The organism is Pseudomonadota bacterium (assembly GCA_022361155.1).
Taxonomy (GTDB): Bacteria; Myxococcota_A; Polyangia; order Polyangiales; family JAKSBK01; genus JAKSBK01.
Map to the genome: position 1 here is coordinate 1 of JAKSBK010000561.1, position 13,222 is coordinate 13,222.

At 67.3% G+C, this 13,222-nt stretch carries 12 protein-coding genes; 11 read left to right on the forward strand and 1 reads right to left on the reverse strand.

Annotated elements, in window-relative coordinates:
• The 8 genes from pgk to MJD61_20945 all read left to right on the forward strand — a co-directional run.
• Positions 1-199: phosphoglycerate kinase (gene pgk, locus MJD61_20910; GenBank protein MCG8557718.1), on the forward strand; the 199-nt coding region annotated here is incomplete at its 5' end.
• Between the two features lie 192 nt (positions 200-391).
• Positions 392-940, forward strand: coding sequence for an RNA polymerase sigma factor (locus tag MJD61_20915; GenBank protein ID MCG8557719.1), 549 nt, complete (start codon positions 392-394; stop codon positions 938-940).
• A complete protein-coding gene (locus tag MJD61_20920) occupies positions 937-1,341 on the forward strand; it encodes a hypothetical protein (GenBank protein MCG8557720.1) in 405 nt (134 codons plus the stop codon). Before MJD61_20915 ends, MJD61_20920 begins: the two co-directional genes overlap by 4 nt.
• Before the next feature lie 394 nt (positions 1,342-1,735).
• On the forward strand, positions 1,736-2,605 hold the full coding sequence (locus tag MJD61_20925; protein MCG8557721.1) for a phosphoadenylyl-sulfate reductase: 870 nt from the start codon (positions 1,736-1,738) through the stop codon (positions 2,603-2,605).
• Position 2,606: 1 nt separating this feature from the next.
• Complete coding sequence (locus MJD61_20930) at positions 2,607-4,838, forward strand: nitrite/sulfite reductase (GenBank protein ID MCG8557722.1); 2,232 nt, start codon at positions 2,607-2,609, stop codon at positions 4,836-4,838.
• Positions 4,835-6,607, forward strand: a complete 1,773-nt coding sequence (locus tag MJD61_20935) for an SAM-dependent methyltransferase (protein MCG8557723.1) — start codon at positions 4,835-4,837, stop codon at positions 6,605-6,607. Before MJD61_20930 ends, MJD61_20935 begins: the two co-directional genes overlap by 4 nt.
• Positions 6,604-7,584 carry a cysteine synthase family protein gene (locus MJD61_20940; GenBank protein ID MCG8557724.1) on the forward strand — a complete coding sequence of 327 codons (981 nt, stop codon included), beginning with the start codon at positions 6,604-6,606 and terminating at the stop codon, positions 7,582-7,584. The genes MJD61_20935 and MJD61_20940 overlap by 4 nt, the downstream gene beginning before the upstream one ends.
• Positions 7,585-7,639: 55 nt before the next feature.
• Positions 7,640-7,894 (forward strand): hypothetical protein, encoded by a 255-nt coding sequence (locus MJD61_20945; protein ID MCG8557725.1) that lies wholly within the window; start codon positions 7,640-7,642, stop codon positions 7,892-7,894.
• A gap of 92 nt (positions 7,895-7,986) precedes the next feature.
• Here the strand turns inward: MJD61_20945 and MJD61_20950 are convergent, their stop codons facing one another.
• Positions 7,987-10,719 (reverse strand): TonB-dependent receptor, encoded by a 2,733-nt coding sequence (locus tag MJD61_20950; GenBank protein ID MCG8557726.1) that lies wholly within the window; start codon positions 10,717-10,719, stop codon positions 7,987-7,989.
• 225 nt (positions 10,720-10,944) lie between these two features.
• On the opposite strand from MJD61_20950, the gene MJD61_20955 reads away from it, so the two are divergent.
• The 3 genes from MJD61_20955 to MJD61_20965 all read left to right on the forward strand — a co-directional run.
• Positions 10,945-11,694 (forward strand): polymer-forming cytoskeletal protein, encoded by a 750-nt coding sequence (locus tag MJD61_20955; protein ID MCG8557727.1) that lies wholly within the window; start codon positions 10,945-10,947, stop codon positions 11,692-11,694.
• A 12-nt stretch (positions 11,695-11,706) separates the two neighbouring features.
• Positions 11,707-11,862: a hypothetical protein gene (locus tag MJD61_20960; protein MCG8557728.1), complete on the forward strand. Its 156-nt coding sequence runs from the start codon at positions 11,707-11,709 to the stop codon at positions 11,860-11,862.
• 159 nt (positions 11,863-12,021) lie between these two features.
• Positions 12,022-13,222 (forward strand): hypothetical protein (locus tag MJD61_20965; GenBank protein MCG8557729.1); only part of this gene is annotated, 1,201 nt, incomplete at its 3' end.

Consider the following 13,222-nt stretch of genomic DNA (forward strand, 5'->3'; position numbering starts at 1 on the left):
CACGGCGGTAGCGCGTGCCTTGGCCGAAGCGACCGAGCGTGGGGCGACCACGATTATCGGAGGCGGGGACTCCGCCTCGGCGGCGAAAAAGGCCGGCGTCGCCGACCGAGTCTCGCACGTTTCAACGGGTGGCGGGGCATCGTTAGAGTTCCTGGAGGGCAAGACCCTGCCAGGTGTTGCCGCACTGAGCGACCGCTAGTACAACGGTCCGGAAATTCGATTCGAGTTTCCGGGCCGTTGTGCCCGAATCGACAAAGCAGTCCACGGATAGACTGGTGGCCGTTTCGGGTTTCGGAGCCGGCCCTCGCCAGCCCTGGGGCCGGCTCCGGAGGGCCCTGGGCCTAGGTAGCCATAAGTCAACCGGATCGGACCTACGCGTGTCATAGTGAGTATGATCGCGCAGCGGTTGCCGATGGCGAACGCTCCGGCCGCCGTAGGCCGCGGCATGGATTTCGAGGCCTTCTTTTCGGCCAACGTGGACCGAGCGCGTCGCTTGGCGTGGCGGCTGCTTGACGGAGACGCGGCCGCTGCAGACGACGTGGTGCAAGATGCGTTCGTCAAAGCCTACCGCTCGCTCGCCTCGTTCCGTACGCAGGCCCGGATCGAGACCTGGTTCTATCGGATCCTGGTCAACGAGGCCAAAAACCACCGGCGTTGGCGGCAGGTGCGCAGACTCTTCGGTATCCGGTCCCAGCGCGACGCGGAGCCCAGGCACGCCGTCCAGTGCGAGCCGGATCTAAGGCGGCGCATCAGCCAAGCTCTAGGGCACCTGAGCGCGCCTCAGCGCGACGCCTGTATACTGGTCTACTTGGAAGGCTTTACCGTGAAGGAAGCCGCTCGCATCCTCGACAAGGCGGAGGGTACGGTCAAGACCCACCTGCACCGGGCCGTGCGCAGCCTGCGCGCCGAGCTCGCCGACTACCAGGAGCCATCGTCATGAAACAGCACCGCCTGCCACCTCAGTCCGAGCACGGCAGCGAGCCCGGGGACGCCGGACAACGCTTCAGAGCCCTGGTGCGCGCTTCCTATCGTCCCGACCCCTTGGCCCCGTCGCAGCGCAACGCACTGCGGACGGGGATCGACGCTCGCTTGGCTGGTGCTGACGACCGGGTCCAGCTGCTGCTGCCCGCATGGACCGTAGCCGTGCTGATGGGGGTCGCGTGGCTCGGGTGGGGTGTGCCCCCGGAGACGAGCTCGGCGACCATCGTTGGCGCTCCCGATCGACCCTGGGTACAGGAGGTACTGCTTGCCGGCGAGGCGAACGACGTCGCCGGCCTCGACGATCAGGGCCACCTACCCGCGGACTACCAGCAGCTGGCTACCTACCTTGCCGACTGGTAGTAAGGGCCCGCGGAGCGCCCACCCCTCACCGAAACACACGAGTTATGGTTCCGCGGGCTCCCAAGGAGCAGGCTGTTTGGCTTCGAGTGACTTTTTTCTTGCGCGCGCAACCACGAGGCCCTATAGATGCTCGAGCTATGCGCTCGGCGTATCCAGCCCCCCGCATCCTTGGCAACGCTGTCGGTATCGACGCCACGGCGCCAGGGGCGGCTAGCATCGCCGCAAGGCACCTGACCCATTGCCGCATGTGTTGTTGTTGTATCTGCGCGGCCCGGGTGAGGGTGTCTGCCTAGCTTCCAACGTCTCTACGGAACTAGTCGCACGTCACTTCCCCGGGCAGCGCCGGGGCGGTGGCTAGGAGCCTCTGTCCGCGGCGCACTCGGCCGAGGCTCTCATGCAAACACAGATCGCCTGCAGTCCCACAAGGAGCATTAGCCACCTCGACGCGATGCGTCCGGGTCCGAACCGACGCCAACGATCGGCCCTCGAACGCGCTCCCGCATCCGAAGTGCCCGAGGAGCTCCTGCGCTTTGCGTGCCAGCACTTTGGCGCCGGCGTGACCCTGTCGACGTCGCTCGGTCCGCAGACCGTGATTCTGATCGACATGCTGAGCCGTCTCGGCCTGCACATGTCGGTTTTCTGCATCGACACAGGCCTGCTTTTTTCCGAGACCCAGGCGCTGCGCAAGCGCCTGGAGAGGCGCTACGGGACTACGATCGAGGTCTATACCCCGTCCCTGTCCCTGGAGCGGCAAGGCAGGCTCTACGGTCCCGCGCTCTGGCAGCACGAGCCCGACCGGTGCTGCTCCTTGCGCAAGGTCGAGCCCTTGGCTCGCGCACTGGCGGGTCGCGAGGCCTGGGTGACCGGCTTGCGCCGGGACTCGGCGCCCGGGCGCGCCCACACCCAAGCCGTGGAGTGGGACACCCTCAACGGGCTGGTCAAGATCAACCCCCTGGTGGCGTGGTCCCGCGCGCAAGTCGACGGCTACCTGCATAGCAACGACGTGCCCTACAACGAGCTGCTGGATCGCGGCTACCTCAGCGTCGGTTGCCACCCTTGCACGGAACCGGTGCGGGCCGGCGCAAGCGGCACCGACGAGCGGGCCGGACGCTGGCCGGGACATGGCAAGAGCGAATGCGGCCTGCACAGCAGGGCGGTTGGTAATGACAGGGCGGTTGGTAATGACAGGGCGGTTGGTAATGACAGGGCGGCCAGCAACCACGTGTCGTTGCCAACCCTTACCTCCAGCGAATCGGGTGGATGACATGACCACACCACGATCAGAGCCCACGTCGATCAATGGCAGCCGGGAGCAGGCGGCGGGCGACATCGACGCGTTCGCGAGCGACCTCGAGCGGTTTCGGGCTGGCAAGGTGCCCGACGCCGTGTTCCTCGAGAACCGGTTGCGTTACGGCGTCTACGGGCAACGTCAAGACGGCGTGCATATGGTGCGAACCAAGATTCCGCTCGGGTTGCTCGGCGCGGCCCAGCTCGAAGCGTTCGCCGACATCGCCGAGCACTTCGGCAGCGGTGTGGCGCATCTGACAACTCGTCAGGACATCCAGGTGCACTTCGTGCCCTTGGAAGGCACGCCGGCGTTGATGCACCTGCTCAACGAGCAGGGGGTTACCTCACGCGAGGCTTGCGGCAACGTGGTGCGCAACGTCACGGCCTCACCGTTCGTAGGGGTGACGCCCGACGAACCGTTTGACGTGACCCCTTACGGGATCGAGCTCGCTCGCTTCCTGCTGCGTCATCCCGATACCCAGAACATGGGCCGCAAGGTCAAGATCACGCTCGCCGGCAGCGACGATCCGAACCACAACCTGAGCGCGCTGCACGACGTAGGTCTGACCGCCAGGATTCGCGCTGGCGAGCGCGGCTTTCGGGTTCTTGTTGGCGGTGGCCTGGGCCCGGTTCCGCACGAGGCGCAGCTGTACGCCGAGTTCGTGCCGGCGGCCGACGTGCCGTCGCTGTGTCAGGCCATCCTGCGGGTGTTCAGCGAGCGAGGCGAGAAGCAAAACCGGGCGCGTGCGCGCCTGAAGTTTTTGGTTGCGAAGATGGGCCTTGCGAGCTTCCGTGAAGAGGTGCAGCGGGTACTGGCGCTGTTGCCCGATGACCCCGCTCGCAAGGCGCACTTCAGCGATGCCGCCCAGCGCGACTACGACGAGCAGCCCCTGCACGCTCCGGGGGCAACTGCGCCCATCGCAACCAGCGAGCGAGAAGCGCTGTGGCTGCGAACGAACACGGTGCCGCAGCGCCAGCCCGGCTACGCGGCGGTCGCGATCAGGGTGCCCCGCGGCGACCTGTCTCCCGGACAGCTCAGGGGCTTGGCAGCGCTGCTTCGCCGGCACACCGGTGACACGCTGCGCATCGGCCTCGAGCAGTCGCTGGTGTTGCGTTGGGTGCCCTCGGATCGCTTGCTCAGCGTACGGCGCGACCTTGCGGAGCTGGAGCTCGCACAAGAACGCGCCGCCAGCCTAGGCGACACGCTGACGTGCCCCGGGGCAGACAGCTGCAAGCTCGGCATCACCCGGCCTCGTTCCGTGGCGCGCGCCATGCAGCAGACGCTGGATCGACTGGCGCAGCATCGGCGCTTGGAGAAGCTACGCATCCACGTGTCGGGCTGCCCCAACGCGTGCGCCCAACACCACATCGCGGACATAGGCCTGCAGGGCGCCGCGCGTACCGTGCATGGTGTGAGCAGCCCTCACTACATCCTGTTTCTCGGAGGCATGCGCGGCGGTGTCAGCAAAGCCCAAGCCAACGGGGGCCAAGCTCCGCTGGGGCAAGGCTTTGGCCAGGCGCTGCTCAAGGTGCCCGCCCACCGCACACACGAGGCGATCGAGCACCTGCTCGAGCTGTACAAGCAGGAGGGCCTGGGCAGCGACGAGGATCCGGAGCCCTTCGGGGCATTCGTGCGCCGCATCGGTACTGCGCGCATCCGGCGGTTGTTGCGAGTTTTTGGGGACCTGCCCAGACCAAGCGAGGCGCCTTCGGCCTACCGCGAGCCCGGGAGCGAGGAGACCTTCGTGGTGGTACGTGGTGTGGGTGAGTGCGCCGGCACCGTGGTGGAGGCGGCTGACCTGCTGCTCAAGGATGCCGACCGCGAGCTCGAGCTGGCAGGCGAACGCCTCGATCAGGGAGGCGCGGGCTCTACCGTAGCCGCGCCTGCCAAGGCGGCCATGCTGCTCGCGGCGCGCTCGCTCCTTTCCGCCGAGGGCGTGCAGCGCGATGACCCGACCCAGGTCGAGCACGAGTTCCGGCGCCGTTTCTACGATACTGGGCGCATCTTCGAGGGTATCGGCTACTACTTCCTGGAGAGCTGCGCGGAAGCAGCTGGCGCAGTGGCTGGCGACCGCACGCGCCGCTTGCTCGTCGAGGCCAGCCTGTTTGTGGACGAAGCGCACAGCATGCTCGCGCGGCTTCGTGGCATGAGCGCGAGCGCTGCCCCGCCTGCGCAAGCCGCGCAGACTGCTCCGTCGGTGGCATTGTGAGGCCGCACCTGAAGACGAGTCGCCGGCTGCGGGCGCTAAAGAAGTCCTCTCGCGAGGCCGGAGAAGCACGAACGGCGGGCGCACGCCTCGGCTCGGAGCCGAGCTCCACCGTCGAGCCCACCGTCGAATCCACAGTCGAATCCACAGTCGAGCCGCATCGTAGCGAGACGTTGTTGCTAGCGTTTCGCCTGCGCGACAGTGCGGCGCTCGTGATTGGCGAGGACGTGCTTGCCGCTCGTCGGGTCGAGCTGCTGCTGTCGGTCGGCGCGCGAACGACCGTGGTTGCCGAGCGGCCCTGCGCGAAGCTGCAGCGGCTGATGCGGGACCACGGCATCGAACACCTACGGCGACCGTTTCGTGCCGCCGACCTCGCGGGTCAGCGTCTGGCTTTCGTTACGCTGGACGACATCGAGCTCGCGACCGAGATCGTCCAGCTGTGCCGCGCGGCAGCAGTCCCGGTCAACAGCGCGGACCGGCCTGGACTGTGCGACTTCTATCTCGCGGCGAGCTACCGTGAGGGTCCCTTGCACTTCGCGCTGAGCACCGAGGGGCTGGCTCCAGGGCTGGCGGTGCGCTTGCGTGACCAGCTGGCGGCGGCGCTGCCGGCCGCCGCACCGGCTGCCATCCTGGCGTTCTCGCGACTGCGCAAGCTGGCCAAGGCGCTCTATCCGGGGGCGGAGCAGGTGGCGCTGCGCGGCCGCATCCTGTCGGCGGTGGCACGCACGTGGAGCGTGCCGGCGATCGCGCGCCTCGACGCGAGGCGTTCCCGCGTACTGCTGCAAGCGGCCGCAAACGAAGCGGGGAGCCGCAAACCCGGTCCCGCCGGCGCCCTCGGCTCGGCAGCGGGCGCTCCGCCGTCCAACGCCCGGAGGCTGCCGATGCTCGTGGGGCCCCCGCGAGCGCGGGGACGCTTGCGCATGGTCGGAGCTGGGCCGGGTGCCCCCGAGCTGCTCAGCCTTGCTGCGCTCCGAGCCTTGCGCGAGGCCGATTTGGTGTTGGCCGATCGCTTGATACCCGATGCGATCCTGCGCCTGGTATCCGGCGAGCTGCGCGTCGCCAACAAGCGCAAGGGCAACAGCCACGACGCGCAGCGCGAGCTGCTCGCCTGGATGCTCGAGGGCCTGCGCAAGGGACAAGACGTGGTCCGCCTCAAGTGTGGTGATCCAGGCCTTTTCGGCCGGCTGGGTCAAGAGCTGGCGGCAGCGCAGCAGGCCGGCTTCGAGGCCGAGATCATCCCGGGGGTGAGCAGCGTGGTCTCCGCTGCCGCAGCGCTCGGGATACCGCTGACCCAACGCGGTCTGGCCGATCATCTGCTTGTGTGCTCGGGCCAGGGCGCCGACGGCTGTACACCGGAGCTGCCCGTGTTCCGAGCACAGACCACATACGTTTTTCTGATGGCGCTGCGGCCGCTCGAGCAGCTGGGCCAGGCACTGCAGCGGCGGGGGTTCCCCGCCGAGCTGCCGGCCGTGTGCATATCGCGCATCGGCTCCCAAGACCAGCGTTCGGTCCGCGCTCCGCTCGCGCGCTTGCCCGCGGTCGTGCGCGCGCAGGAACTGCGTGCACCCGCCACGATCATCATCGGCCAGGTCGCAGGGGACCTTGCGAGCGCCGGGCTGCCCGCAGCCTACATGGGGCCGATCGGATGCAACGACCGCTACGAGCAGCAGCCGCTGCACGCTGCAGAGACCACGCTGGCGGGTGCGAGCTCGCACTCGCTGGCCGTTTCCAACAAAGTGACCGTAGCCAACAACGCACAGCAGGCGCCATGACGAGCCTACAGTCGCACGCCTTTCGAACGCCGTCGCGGCCTGCCGACTCGTTGTTCCAGTCGGTGGGTGGCACACCGCTCGTACGGATCGCGAACATCGCCCGGGGGCAGGTGCCGGCCGGAGTCGAGATCTGGGCCAAGCTCGAGGGGCTCAACCCGGGCGGCTCGGTCAAGGATCGAGCCGCGCTCAACATGCTCCGGACCGCGGAGCGTACGGGCCGACTGCAACCGGGGGGGCGGATTCTGGACGCCTCTTCCGGCAACACGGGTATTGCGCTTGCCATGTTGGCGGCACGTCGGGGATACGCGCTGACGCTGTGTCTGCCCGCCAATGTCAACGCGGAGCGGCTGCGCACGCTCCGCGCCTACGGCGCCGACGTCAGGCTCACCTCCGAAATGGAAGGCAGCGACGGCGCCATCGTGGAGGCGCGCGGGCTCGCTGCCGAGGACCCGAGCCTGCTGTACCTCGATCAGTATGGAAACGCGGCCAACTGGCGAGCGCATTTCGAAGGGACCGGCCCGGAGATCTGGGCGCAAACCGAGGGCCGAGTTACCCACTTTGTGGCGGCGCTCGGGACCTCCGGAACCTTCATGGGCACGACCCGCTATCTCAAAGGGCGCAACCCGAAGCTCGAGGCACATAGCGTCGAGCCCGAGTCGGCGCTGCACGGTCTCGAGGGGCTCAAGCACATGGCTTCCTCCATCGTGCCACCGATCTACGATCCGCATCTGGCCGACGAGCAGCTAGCTGCGCCGACCGAGGAGTCGCTCGTGCTGGTGCGCGAGCTCGCGTGCCGGGAAGGACTGCTGGTGGGCCCGTCATCGGGCGCCGCCCTGTGGGGAGCGCTTCAGGTGGCGCGCAGGCTGCGAAGCGGTTTGGTTGTCGCGGTCTTCCCTGACGGCGGATCCCGCTACCTGTCCGAAGACCGAATCTGGCAGCCCGAGGCCGAACCCGGCCCGGCTGCGAACGGCAGGTAGCAACATCGGCAGCGCGTGGCCGATGACTCCCGCAAACGCGAGGGAGACATCGGACATGAACGTTGCCCAGTACGGATTTGGATGGATCGGACGCGAGCCGCGCATCGAGAGCGACTCGTGGCTGGATGAGCCATGCGAGCTCGAATGCAAGGGGGAACAGGCGGCCGTGGATGAAGTGATCGGTCTGCTGCGCTGCTCGGATGCAGCCGAAGTCGGTGCCCGCACGCCAGCGAGCCAGCTGCGCTCCGAAGTTCGTGCAGCCGGCCAGGATTTCCTGCGCGCACTCGGCGCAGAACGGGCCGTGGGCTAGCCCAACTAGCTAGCTATAGCTAAGCAATAGTCTGCTATTGCGAGGACGGACGCGAGGACGAAAGCCGCTCTCCCGCGATTCTGGACGGAAACTCAAAGCTGGCCGAGCAGCTTTACATACCAAAACCCACCGCCGAACCCCGTGGGTGCGTTCTCCGGGTAGCGTGAGCCGATGATGCCCATCCCAGGGTACTCTTCAGGGAAGGTGTTGAGCAGGTTCTGGACCCCGATCACACCCCGGAAGCGCTCCAGGAATGCCATGGAAGCCTCGAGGTCCACGAGGACCCTGGGTGCATAGGCCTTTCTCTTGAAGTCGTCAGCCCCCGCCGGGTACATGTAGCTGCCGTAGTAGTTGGCGCGGGCAAGCAGGCGGAAGGGACCGTACACGTGGTTTGCCGTGACCACGAAGCGGTGCTTGGGCAGCGACTCCTCGAGCTCCAGCTTGCGATCGTCGTTGATGATCTGTTCGCTCTTGCGGTCGGTGAGCTTGGTCTGATTCCAGTTGTAGGCCAGGATCAGGTCGGTGTTGCCGACCTCGGTTGCGGGCAGCTTGACCGTGCCCACGACGTCGAGACCCTGGGTGCGGGTGTTGAAGGCGTTCGTGTAGAAGCGCAGCTCGCCCCAGTCCTTGGCGCTGGGCCAAGTGGACACCAGCTGGTTTACCAGATCGGGGGTCAGGTTCTGGGTGGCGGACTGCGAGATGCGGTCCTTGACCGTGATGTTGTAGTAGTCGGCGGTCAGCTTGACCCCGACCGGCATCCGCCGCCCCGTGTCGAGCACCAGGCCGGCTCCGAAGTTGAGCGAGGTCTCGGGTTGCAGCTCCTGACCGCCAAAACCCACCGCCACAGGATTGGTAGGCGGGATGGTGGCGCGATTGACGAGCGCGCCTCCGGGCCCACCCACGGTCGAGACGTTCGTAATGTTGGCTTGACCCGGGGTCGGCGCACGAAAACCAGTGCCGATCGCACCGCGCACCGCGAGCAGGTCCATGACGTCGTAGCGGGTAGCGGCCTTGATGTTGGCGGTGGAGCCAAAGGTGTCGAAGTACTCCACGCGACCTGCCAGGCCCGCCTGCCAGTTGGGCATGGGATCGGCCTCGAGATCGAGGTAGGCAGCCACGTTCTGGCGGTCAAAGGTCCCCGCCTGGTCCTCGCCGAAACCCGGAAATCCGTTCGAACCTACGCTGAAGCCGTGCTCGAAGTAGGGTCCGATCTCGTAGGACTGGGGATCGCCCGCCCGGACGCTGAACTGCTCGCGTCGATACTCGAGACCGCCGGCGATGCTGAGCGGCTTGGCCAGAGCCGCCAGCGCTAGCGGGTACACCATGTCGAGGTTTACGGTGACATCGAACTGGCTGTAGCGTCCCGGATTGAACTCGTTAGGTGAGTCGGGCCCGAGGGAAGCGTTGACCGTATCCCTGATAAGGAAGTTGGCCGCGTTCTGACCCGCGGTCACGCTGGCGTCCCACTGCATACCGAAGTCGAGCTCGCCGCGAACTCCCGTGGCCAGGCTCCAGTCCAGTACATCGCCGCCGAACTGGGGCGTGAAGCCTCCGGGGTGGCGCTCGTTGAAAACGAAACAGTTGGGATCGGCGATGGCCTGCTGCAGGCCGATGGCGTCGCCCACCACGACCGGTGCGCATGTGGCGCCCGGCATCGTGGGGCCCACCAGGTGTTGGGTCTGCAGCACGGGATTTCCCATCGGGTCGAGCATCTGCATTCCCGTCACGGGATCGATCACCGGCACCTGCTTGACGAACACGCCCTTGCGGCCCATCGGGACCAGCTGGCCGCTGTCGTTCATGCGCATGCCGCCGGGATTACGGAAGTAGAAGCCGCCCAGCACGTCGCGGCGGGCGAAGTTGCCGAACAGGTAGGCGTTCACGTCGGGCGCGAGCTCGTAGCCCGTGTTGGCGAAGAGCTTGAGGTTATGCCGCACCCTGGGGGCACCCCAGATCTGAGCAGCCGGCGTGCGCACGCTGGCGTTGGCCGGGTACTGGCTGCCCTGGGGCGGATTGATGAGCGCGATGGCGTCGTCCCGTTGCACGCTCCGGCTCGTGGGGTCGGAGTTGCCGTACTCGATGCTCAAGTTTGCGAAGCCGTTGTCGGTGAGCGGCAGGCCCACGTTGCCCGAGACGGACCAGCTCAGGCCGTCGCCGGCGTAGAACTGACCCAGCCGGGTCTCGAAGCTCGTGCCGTGGTCGGCTTGCTTGAGCATGAAGTTCATGACGCCGGCGATGGCGTCTGCGCCGTACTGGGCTGCGGCGCCGTCGCGCAGCACCTCGATGCGCTCGAGCGCGATCGATGGAATGGCCGAGATGTCCGCGCCCTGGGCGCCGTCCGCCACGCCGAAACCCTGGAACGTGATGACCGAGCCGCGGTGGCGCCGCTTGCCGTTGACCAACACGATGGTGTTGTCCGGCGGCAGACCGCGCAGATTGGCGGGGCGGATCATGGTGGCCGCGTCGCTGATGGGCTGGGTGTTGACGTTGAAGGACGGCACGACCGTACGCAGCATGGTGGTCATGTCCGTGCTCGGCTGATCGAGCAGCTCGCCCACGGGGATCGAGTCCATGGGCGTGGCGGCGTCCACGGGTGCTCTGGGGTGGCGGATCATGCCGCGCACGTCGATCTGCTCCACCTCCTCGTCGGGCGCGTCCTCGCCGGGCGCGTCCGATGCCGGGTCAGCGGCTGGGGCATCGCCAGCGGCCCCGGCCTGGGCTGGCGCTCCGTGCTCGCCCTCTTGGGCTAGAGCCTGGCCGGGGCCAAGCACCGCAGCCAGCATGAACACCGAAACGAGGCGGAAACGACCGGGGTGAGCATTCATGATAACTCCAGGACAGTGAGGCACAGGGAACCCACGCGGGGCGCTGGGCAAGCGGTTTCCTCTGCCAGCGCAGTCCAGATGCCGCGCTCCCTGGACGCCACGGTCCCCGTTTTGCGGGTCCGCCCGCGGCCTGGTGGGAGCGGGGCCCACGCAGCGGGCGTGTGCAATAACACGACCTCGCCTCACAGCAAACCCATGTCTAAAAAAGCCGAACGAACACCCGTTATGGGCAACGAAGGGCCGGACATGTTTGGAAAGAAACGCAGAAACGAGCCCACCGTCGTGGGTCTAGGCAGCGTGCTCGAGGGCACGCTCCGGGTCGCAGCCGAGCTGCAGATCGATGGCAAGGTCATCGGCAGCGTGTTTGGCGCGTCGGACGTGTCGGTTGGTCCCGAGGGCTCGGTGGAAGGCGAGTTGCACGGCGACAACGTGGCCATCGCCGGCCGTGTGGAAGGAGCGCTCGCCGTCCGTGGCCACCTGCAGCTGGTGCCTGGCGGCGTAGTCTCGGGCGACATGCGCTACGGAAGCATCCAGATCGAGCGCGGCGCCGAGATTTCCGGCCGCAGCGGCAAGCTCGAGCGCGAGCCGGCCGGCGCCGGCCAAGGCGCTGCCCAGGCCGTGCCCGAGGCCGTCGAACGGCCGAGCCGTCCACCAGAGCAGCATCCCGGCGGCTCCGCAGCAAAGCCGTCCGGGACCGAAGTCGGCGAGCAGCTCGAGGACGCGAACGACTCGGCCGTGCACGGGCTGCAGGCCTCCTGCGCGCAACCGGCTGGCGAATCGGTTGCGCAGCCGGAACAGCCCATGGAGCTGGCCGAACGCTCCGGCGGGATCGCGCCGGCGGCTACGGGTGACTCCGAGCCCGCGGCGCCCGGGCAAGCTCGCACGCCCGATGGCGCACCGGAGGGCCACGATGGCAAACGGGCCGAGCCGGCGCAGAGCACAGATCCGCCGCGCTCCGACCTGAGCGTTCACTGAGCGGCTGCTACCATGGGCGCACGCAAGACCTGGACGCTCGTAGTGCTCGGCAAGCCTGGCCGACCCGCACGCCGTCTCACCCTCGGCACACGGCGGCTCGCCGGGCTCGTGCTGCTACCGTTCGTGATGGGCGGCCTGGCCGCCTGGCTGGGCTGGCTCCTGCGGTAGGCGCCCCCTAAGGGGCGGTTCGGTGTGCTACAAATGGTCTGTGCTGCGTTGGCGCGCGCTAGGCGCCGGGAGGTGCGGCGGCGGCCGGACCCGCAAGCCGCATCGGCCCCGATGCCTGCAAAGCCCTGCGCGCGCATGGCAACGACGAGCCGAGGTCATATGAAACACGCGTCGGTGATGATGGGGTGCCTGCTCGTGGCGTTTTCGGTGAGCTGCGGCCGGCAACAGGCCCCGGTCAATCGCGTGGGCGTCAACGTTCTCGAAAAAAGCCTGCTCGAAGGGCGCTGGTACATGAGCAGCACGGTCATCGATCTCGATTACGCGGGCTCGGCCCTCGGGACCTTTCCCGGAGACATGGCCGGCGACCTCGCGAGCGGCTACTTCGTCTTGCCGAAGATCCGCTGGATCATCGACGAGGACACCCTGTTCGCGTACCGGGACTACGCGATCATCGAGGGCGGCGAAGTGCGGCGTCCGGGCCAGGACCCTACGAAGGCGAGCGGCTATCTGGGGCAGCCGGTGGCGGCCTATGCGATCGAGAGCCACTTCGACATCCGGCGCGAGTACAACCCGGTAACCGGCGAAGAGCTCAACGTCGTGGTGGAAAACGATCAGGATCGCCGCTGGTACGAGCGCCAGTTCATGCGGGTCGACTGGTCGCGCAACCTGCTGCCGGGCTATTTCGGCCAAACCAAGGACTTGTACGAGGTGTTCGGCTTATGGCAGCGAGAGCCCGCCGCGCTCCACGTTCAAGACGCCTCGAAGCTGCCCGAGGCCTGGCGACCCGGCTTCCACCGCATGTCGTGCGCCGGACCCGGGGACAGCGAGTGCGCGCCCAGCGACCGCGACTGGGCCGGCGATTACGAGCAGGGCGAGCTCTACCACTTCAGCTTCGTGACCCAGGACCTGCTTTCGCCGGCCGAAGTGACCGACCCGGTGACCGGACAGCAGGTCAACTTCTGCCGCTCTTCGTACACGGATGCGCCCAACTGCAGCGTGCTGTCCGCGTTTGTGCGAAACAGCTTCCGCAAGCTCGGCGAGCAGCGACAATACGAGCCCGAGAACTGGGTCGACACGCGTCATGAGCGCTACGGCTATTTCCGTCTGGAGCGGCTGACCTTCGATCGCTCGTCTGCTGCTGCCGACCCCCACCACGGGTTTACCGACTTTCTCAACTACAATGTGCTCCGGCACAATATCTGGCAGCGCTGGCGCAGCGACGCGGGCGAGCCGATTCCCTACGAGCAGCGCCAGGTACGGCCGATCGTCTGGTACACGACGCCCGAGCTGCCGGCCCACCTCGTCAAGCCGTCGTTCGAGCTGGTGGCGCGGTGGAACGAGGCGCTGATGGACACCGTGC

Coding starts and splice junctions, on each gene's coding strand:
- MJD61_20920 (MCG8557720.1), top strand. CDS start 937: ATGAAACAGCACCGCCTGCCACCTCAGTCCGAGCACGGCAGCGAGCCC.
- MJD61_20925 (MCG8557721.1), top strand. CDS start 1,736: ATGCAAACACAGATCGCCTGCAGTCCCACAAGGAGCATTAGCCACCTC.
- MJD61_20940 (MCG8557724.1), top strand. CDS start 6,604: ATGACGAGCCTACAGTCGCACGCCTTTCGAACGCCGTCGCGGCCTGCC.
- MJD61_20915 (MCG8557719.1), top strand. CDS start 392: ATGATCGCGCAGCGGTTGCCGATGGCGAACGCTCCGGCCGCCGTAGGC.
- MJD61_20930 (MCG8557722.1), top strand. CDS start 2,607: ATGACCACACCACGATCAGAGCCCACGTCGATCAATGGCAGCCGGGAG.
- MJD61_20950 (MCG8557726.1), bottom strand. CDS start 10,719: ATGAATGCTCACCCCGGTCGTTTCCGCCTCGTTTCGGTGTTCATGCTG.
- MJD61_20960 (MCG8557728.1), top strand. CDS start 11,707: ATGGGCGCACGCAAGACCTGGACGCTCGTAGTGCTCGGCAAGCCTGGC.
- MJD61_20955 (MCG8557727.1), top strand. CDS start 10,945: ATGGGCAACGAAGGGCCGGACATGTTTGGAAAGAAACGCAGAAACGAG.
- MJD61_20945 (MCG8557725.1), top strand. CDS start 7,640: ATGAACGTTGCCCAGTACGGATTTGGATGGATCGGACGCGAGCCGCGC.